Source organism: Mesorhizobium sp. M7A.F.Ca.US.005.03.2.1, from assembly GCF_003997795.1.
GTDB lineage: Bacteria > Pseudomonadota > Alphaproteobacteria > Rhizobiales > Rhizobiaceae > Mesorhizobium > Mesorhizobium ciceri.
Genome location: NZ_RZRP01000357.1, coordinates 1 through 6,199, shown reverse-complemented (window position 1 = coordinate 6,199; position 6,199 = coordinate 1). Strand labels below are relative to the sequence as shown.

The 6,199-nt window shown below is 61.3% G+C and carries 6 protein-coding genes; 5 read left to right on the top strand and 1 reads right to left on the bottom strand.

The window, feature by feature from the left end; genetic code table 11:
* The 4 genes from EN991_RS19805 to EN991_RS19790 all read left to right on the top strand — a co-directional run.
* On the top strand, positions 1 to 565 hold a 565-nt coding region (locus tag EN991_RS19805), incomplete at its 5' end, for a LysM peptidoglycan-binding domain-containing protein (RefSeq protein WP_164769214.1).
* 272 nt (positions 566 to 837) lie between these two features.
* Entirely contained in the window at positions 838 to 1,170 is a 333-nt protein-coding gene (locus EN991_RS19800) for a metalloregulator ArsR/SmtB family transcription factor (RefSeq protein ID WP_013532548.1), read from the top strand.
* A 21-nt stretch (positions 1,171 to 1,191) separates the two neighbouring features.
* Positions 1,192 to 3,072 carry an ABC transporter ATP-binding protein/permease gene (locus tag EN991_RS19795; RefSeq protein WP_127369359.1) on the top strand — a complete coding sequence of 627 codons (1,881 nt, stop codon included), beginning with the start codon at positions 1,192 to 1,194 and terminating at the stop codon, positions 3,070 to 3,072.
* A gap of 108 nt (positions 3,073 to 3,180) precedes the next feature.
* Positions 3,181 to 3,528 carry an antibiotic biosynthesis monooxygenase gene (locus EN991_RS19790; protein WP_013532546.1) on the top strand — a complete coding sequence of 116 codons (348 nt, stop codon included), beginning with the start codon at positions 3,181 to 3,183 and terminating at the stop codon, positions 3,526 to 3,528.
* Between the two features lie 8 nt (positions 3,529 to 3,536).
* Here EN991_RS19790 and EN991_RS19785 read toward each other — a convergent pair whose 3' ends face one another.
* Complete coding sequence (locus EN991_RS19785; protein ID WP_013532545.1) at positions 3,537 to 4,400, bottom strand: SMP-30/gluconolactonase/LRE family protein; 864 nt, start codon at positions 4,398 to 4,400, stop codon at positions 3,537 to 3,539.
* 325 nt (positions 4,401 to 4,725) lie between these two features.
* On the opposite strand from EN991_RS19785, the gene EN991_RS19780 reads away from it, so the two are divergent.
* Entirely contained in the window at positions 4,726 to 6,018 is a 1,293-nt protein-coding gene (locus EN991_RS19780) for a DUF4375 domain-containing protein (RefSeq protein ID WP_013532544.1), read from the top strand.
* The last annotated feature ends 181 nt before the right edge of the window (positions 6,019 to 6,199 follow it).

The following is a 6,199-nucleotide window of genomic DNA, read 5'->3' as shown; positions in this document are numbered from 1 at the left end:
TTTCCTGGTCGAGGCGACGCGCGACATTCCGGTCGGCAGCTACACAATCCATGTCGACGGCCTCGATGCCGACGGTGTGACAGTTGTGGCCCGCGCGGCCGTACCGTTCGAGCGTGAGCCCGGCGAAGCGATCGCCGCCGTGGCACCCTCGGCGCCGAAGCCCGTTCAGCCCAAGCCGGCCGCACCTGCCGCCGCCGAGGCGCCGGCCGCGGCCGAAACGGCCCCGGCCACGACGCCTGCTCCCGCCGCCGAGGCTCCGGCCGTTGTGGCGGAGGCGACGCCGCCAAGCGATGTGCCCGAGACCGTGGCGCCCAAGCTTGAACATGCCGACGGCGCCGTCATCATCCGCCGCAACGACACGCTGTGGCGGATCTCGCGGCGCGTCTATGGCCACGGCGTACGCTTCTCGACCATCTACCTCGCCAACCAGGACCAGATCAGTGATCCCGACCGCATCTGGCCGGGCCAGGTGTTCAAGGTCCCGGAAAAGTCGAAGGAAGGCGAAGCCGCCGACCTCAAGGCCATGGGCGAGCAGGCAACGACAGCGCCCGCCAAGACGGAGTAGGGTTTGAGCGCCGACGGTTGAGCGCAATCTCCCCCTTGTGGGAGATGCCCGGCAGGGCAGAGGAGGGCGCTGTCTCGCCAGCCTGTCGGCCAAATCCGGTCGAGCTACCTTACGGCTGCTCGTAATGCTTTGATCGTGGAAAGTCGCGATCCTTCGCGCCCCTCTCTGTCCTGCCGGACATCTCTCCCACGAGGGGGAGATTGGCGGTTCCGGCGCTCTGCCCATAGGGTTAGCTTGCCCCGTGCCAGTTCATCGTCTATCGCCGATGAACGATGGCAGAATCCCTGATGGAAACAAACGCATCATGCGGCGGTCCGGACAGCCGTGCGGTCGCCGCCCGACTTGCAGCGCTTTCCCATCCGGCGCGGATCGAAATCCTGAAACACCTATCGACGAGCAGTTCCTGCTGCTGCCGCGAGGTCGTCGACCGCTTAGATCTGGCGCAGTCCACCGTGTCACAACATCTGAAAATACTGGTCGAAGCCGGGCTGGTTCGCTTCGAGCCCGATCGCCAGCGCTCGCGCTATGCGATCGACCATGCCGCGCTCGCCGATGTCTCCGCATCGGTGGCCGCTCTCGTCAATTCCTGCTGCTCCGGCCGCTGAAATAAGAAGAAGGCACAAGAAATGGCCGAAAAAACCGTCTCCGACTCCTCGACTTTCAAGACGCTGCTCAATTTGTGGCCTTACATGTGGCCGGCGGATCGCGCCGATCTGAGAGCCCGGGTCACATGGGCGACGCTGTTGCTGGTCGTCGCCAAGCTGACGCTGGTCGCCGGTCCCTATTTCTTCAAATGGGCGACCGACGCGCTGGCCGGCGACGCCAAATCGGCGCCGCCGCTGCCGAGCTTCCTGCTGGCGCCCGTCATGCTGGTCGTCGCCTACAATGTCGTGCGCCTGGTGCAGCTTGGCTTCAATCAGTTGCGCGACGCGCTGTTTGCCCGCGTCGGCCAATATGCCGTGCGCCAGCTCGCCTTCCGTACTTTCGTTCACATGCACCAACTGTCGCTGCGCTTCCATCTCGAGCGCCGCACCGGCGGCCTGTCGCGCATCATCGAGCGCGGCACCAAGGGCATCGAGACGATCGTGCGCTTCATCATGCTCAACACGGCGCCGACCATCCTCGAATTCGCGCTGACCACGGGCATCTTCGCCTACACCTATGGCTGGAAATATGTGGTCGTCGTCGCGGTCACCGTCTGGGTCTATGTCTGGTTCACGGTCCGCGCCAGCGACTGGCGCATCTCGATCCGCCGCGACATGAACGACAGCGATACCGACGCCAACACCAAGGCAATCGACTCGCTGCTCAACTACGAGACGGTGAAATATTTCAACAATGAGGGCATGGAAGCCGAGCGCTTCGACCGCTCCATAGCACGCTACGAGGTCGCCGCGACGCGCATCTGGACCTCGCTTGGCTGGTTGAATTTCGGGCAGGGCATCATCTTCGGCCTGGGCACCGTCATCGTCATGTGCATGTCGGCGCTCGAAGTGCAGGCCGGCACGCAGACGGTCGGTGACTTCGTCTTCATCAACGCCATGCTGATGCAGCTGTCGGTGCCGCTCAATTTCATCGGCTTCATCTACCGCGAAATCCGCCAGGGGCTCACCGATATCGAGCAGATGTTCGATCTGCTGGATGTGCCGCAGGAGATCGTCGACAAGCCGGATGCCAGGCCAATCGCGGTCAGCGCCGGCAAGGTCGAGTTCCGCGACGTGCACTTCTCCTATGACCCGAACCGGAAGATCCTGAAGGGCATCAGCTTCGAGGTGCCGGCCGGCAAGACCGTCGCCATTGTCGGGCCTTCGGGTGCCGGCAAGTCGACCATCTCGCGGCTTCTGTTCCGCTTCTACGACGTGCAGGGCGGCCAGGTGCTGATCGATGGCCAGGATATCAGGGACGTGACGCAGGAGAGCCTGCGCGGGGCGATCGGCATGGTGCCGCAGGACACCGTGCTGTTCAACGACACCATCGCCTACAACATCCGCTATGGCCGCATCGGTGCCAGCGAGGAGGATATGCGCAAGGCGGCCGAACTCGCTCAGATCGGCCCGTTCATCGAGCGATTGCCTGACGGCTACAAGTCGATGGTCGGCGAACGCGGGCTAAAACTTTCGGGCGGCGAGAAGCAGCGCGTGGCAATCGCCCGCACCATTTTGAAGGCGCCGCCGATCCTGATGCTCGACGAAGCGACCTCGGCGCTCGACAGCCACACCGAACAGGAGATCCAGGCCGCGCTCGATCTGGTCAGCCGTGGCCGCACCACCATCGTCATCGCTCACCGCCTGTCGACGGTGATCACGGCCGATGAGATCATCGTGCTGCAGGACGGCCAGATCGCCGAGCGCGGCACCCATGCCGAGCTGATGCGCAAGCATGGCCTCTACGCCTCGATGTGGGACCGCCAGCGCGAGGCGACCGAGGCCGAAGAGCGGCTGCGCTTGGCTCGCGAAGGCGACGAACTTGGTGTCATCGTCCGCCGGCGCACGTCGGAGGTGAATTGAAGGTTCGGCGTGTGATCTGATTTTTGCACTTGATCTCAACTTAAGTTGAGATTGTAGGCCGTTCCTGGAGCCCAAAAAACACCATGATCCAGGAACGGAGCAATCGAAATGAGCAAGATAAATCAGACTGTTAACGGCGGCAGCGTGTTCAGGGTGGACAAATTCGTCGTCCCGGCCGGCGCCCGCGAGGAGATACTCGCCAAGGTCAGGACAACGCATGAATTGCTGCGCCTGCAGCATGGCTTCGTGCAGGATTTCCTGCTCGAGCAATTCTCCGGGCCGGGCGAATTCAACCTCGTCACCATCGTCGAATGGGAAAGCCAGGCGGCCGTCGACAATGTCGTGCCGATCGTCAAGGCCGCGCACGAGCGCATCGCCTTCAACCCGCAGGAGACGATCGCCCGGCTCGGCGTTCGCGCCGACATCGCCAACTATCAGAGGGTTCCCGGGCTGTAGCAAGGCTGTTACGGCCAGCCGATGCCAGGTGCCGGCGCTTCGACGCTGAACACCTGGCCGGTGCGGGCGTCGCTGACCATATGCTCGAAGCCGCGCCATTCGGCGGCGAGAATGAACAGCGTTTTCCTGTCGGTGCCGCCCAGCATGCAGGCAAAGCAGCCGCGATCGACGGTCACTGTCTGCAGCACCTCGCCGCCTTCACGCACCCGCACGCAACGCTTGTTGGGAACATCCGCATACCAGGCCGCCCCTTCGGCATCGAGGCAGATGCCGTCGGGATAGCCGTCGAGGTCGGCCCAGACCCTTCGGTTGGCAAGGCTGCCGTCGGCGGCAATGTCGAAGGCGGTCAGCCGATTGGCATGGGATTCCGCGACAATCAGCGTCTTGTTGTCCGGGCTCACTGCCATGCCGTTGGCAAAGGCGATATTTTCCGCCACCTGCCGGACCGCGCCGTCCGGCGTGATCAACACGATGGTGCCGGGGCTGAAATGCTCGCCAGAAGCCGGCGCCGGTCCGCCGCCATTGACATAGGTGTTGCCGCGCCCGTCGACGACGATCTCGTTCCAAGGGCTTTTCGACAGGTCACGCAAATCGGCGCGAGTGACGAGGCTCCCGTCGGCCTCCTGTCGTAGCAGCAGCCCTTCGCGGCCGGAGATGACGAGCAGGCGGCCATCCGGCAGCCAGTCAATGGAGTAGGGCAGGACAGCCGGTACGGTGAGCATGACCTCGCGGTTGCCGTCGGCATCGACGGCGATAATCTCGCCGGTGCCCCAGTTGCAAAGCCACAGCCGTCCGTCATGCCAGCGCGGCGACTCGCCGAAAGCGAGACCGGCAGTGACGAGATGCGCTTGGGGGGCAGGTGGTTTCTGCATGTAGGGGACTCCTTGTTGAGTGCGTCAGCATCGCCAAATGGTCCATGATGGCGCTGTCTCACCAAGGACGGGCGAGGCAGCGGTCTGCCGACAGGCACAGAACCGATAATTTTGGTTTGGCTGCTCTTTGCTGAGTTCGCGACGAAGCCTCGAGGTCAGTTTTTGGAGTGTTCTTCAAACTATCGGTTGAAGTGTTCTTCAAAATATTGGTAAGACGCAGTGAAAATGAATTTCAAGCGCCTTTTTATCCACTTTTCCAAGTGATATTCTGCTGACAGACTCTGATCTACCGGTATTGCTTTCCTCCGGGTAAGAAGGCTTTGGAATGTTCGGAATTTTTTCGCGAAAGAAAAGGCTGCAGCAGTCGACAACGATTTCGGCGCACCAGCCGGAGCAACCGACGGCCAGTCCGCGCGTGACTTCAATTGTTGTCCCGTTTTCAGCAGTCGAGCGCGCCGCTAAGGAAAACTACGTTGCTGACCTCGTGACTGCAGTCATGGATTTCGTGACCGCAATGTTTGATCAGGGCCTCTACAAAGATCACGAAATACCGCCGTCAGCGAGGCAGTTTTTTCACGCTTACCTATACGGGATGGAAGTGGCTAATGGCGGCCATAGCCAATTTATTCACAATTACCGTGATCACCTCGATAAAGTCACCTCGGATGTGCATTTGGCTTTGGCTGGAATGCGAGCAGAAAACCATTTAGCTATTTTGAAACAGATGGTTGCTTGGGTCCGGGAACATCCCAAGGAAGCGGAGGAACAGACTGGATTCGAAGGTGGCCGCGCTGATTTCCTTGATGGACTCGACGATCTTTTTTACAAGGAGGAAGACAGCGTCCCGATGCTTGCCCGCGCAGTGGGTTGGATAGCCTCCTGGCCTGAACTGGAGATTGTCGACGATGCCGAATGCCAGGAGGCCACTCTTGACATTGTGATGGCCAACTCCAGGCGCGAACCTCGATTGCGCCATCGTTCGGTGTTCCATCTGAAAGCAGTGATGACGAGCCGACTTGAAGTGGGCATCGGGCTCGCCTGTGCAGCTTTGCCGCAGCCCGAGGTTAAGCTCGGGCTCGGCAAAGGACGGATGTTGGACATAGATGGCGAGAAGCAGATGACATTTCCGGTCGTAACCAACGCCGGCAGGGTGCGTTTGTGCGTAGTCACGCCAACGCATGCGGCTGCATACCAGTACCTGGCTGCTGATGGTACAGAACTGCAACTCGACCTCGGACCGGTCGATAGCGTTGATGAGTTACTTGGCGAAGGTGCTCCACGTGTCGGTCTGAAGCTGTCGCATGTCGGCGCTGATTCAATAGCGACAGTCATCGAACTGGCTGATGAATACGGGGCACCAGCAGCCCTCGACCTTCTTTTGCGCAGGGCTGGAATTGATACGGCAGGAGCAGTTGCTTTGCCATCGATGCTGATTCCGAGCGAGGGAGGATCGGTCGTCAGTTGGACAGTTGCTGCTGACGGTAGACTGCTGTTTTTGGTGTCCTCTCCCAACGGGAGCGCGCTCTTGAGGTCGGGCGCCGAAGATCCGCTGGCGGATGCCCATAGGCTTGAGATCGAAGAACATTTTGTGCGCGCCGAAGCCGATGGTGCCAACTGATCTGGGCTGATTGTCTCGTAATTCTGACGCCAGTGGCACAGGCATGCGAGCCGGTCGCGACCTCACGAACGCGGAGCGTTCGGCTATCCTGAGGCGACAGGCCCTTGCCCGTTCGCCCGCGCCGCCGATTGTTGCGTTGCGGCGAGGGCGAACGGGCAAGGGCCTGTCGCCTCAGGATAGC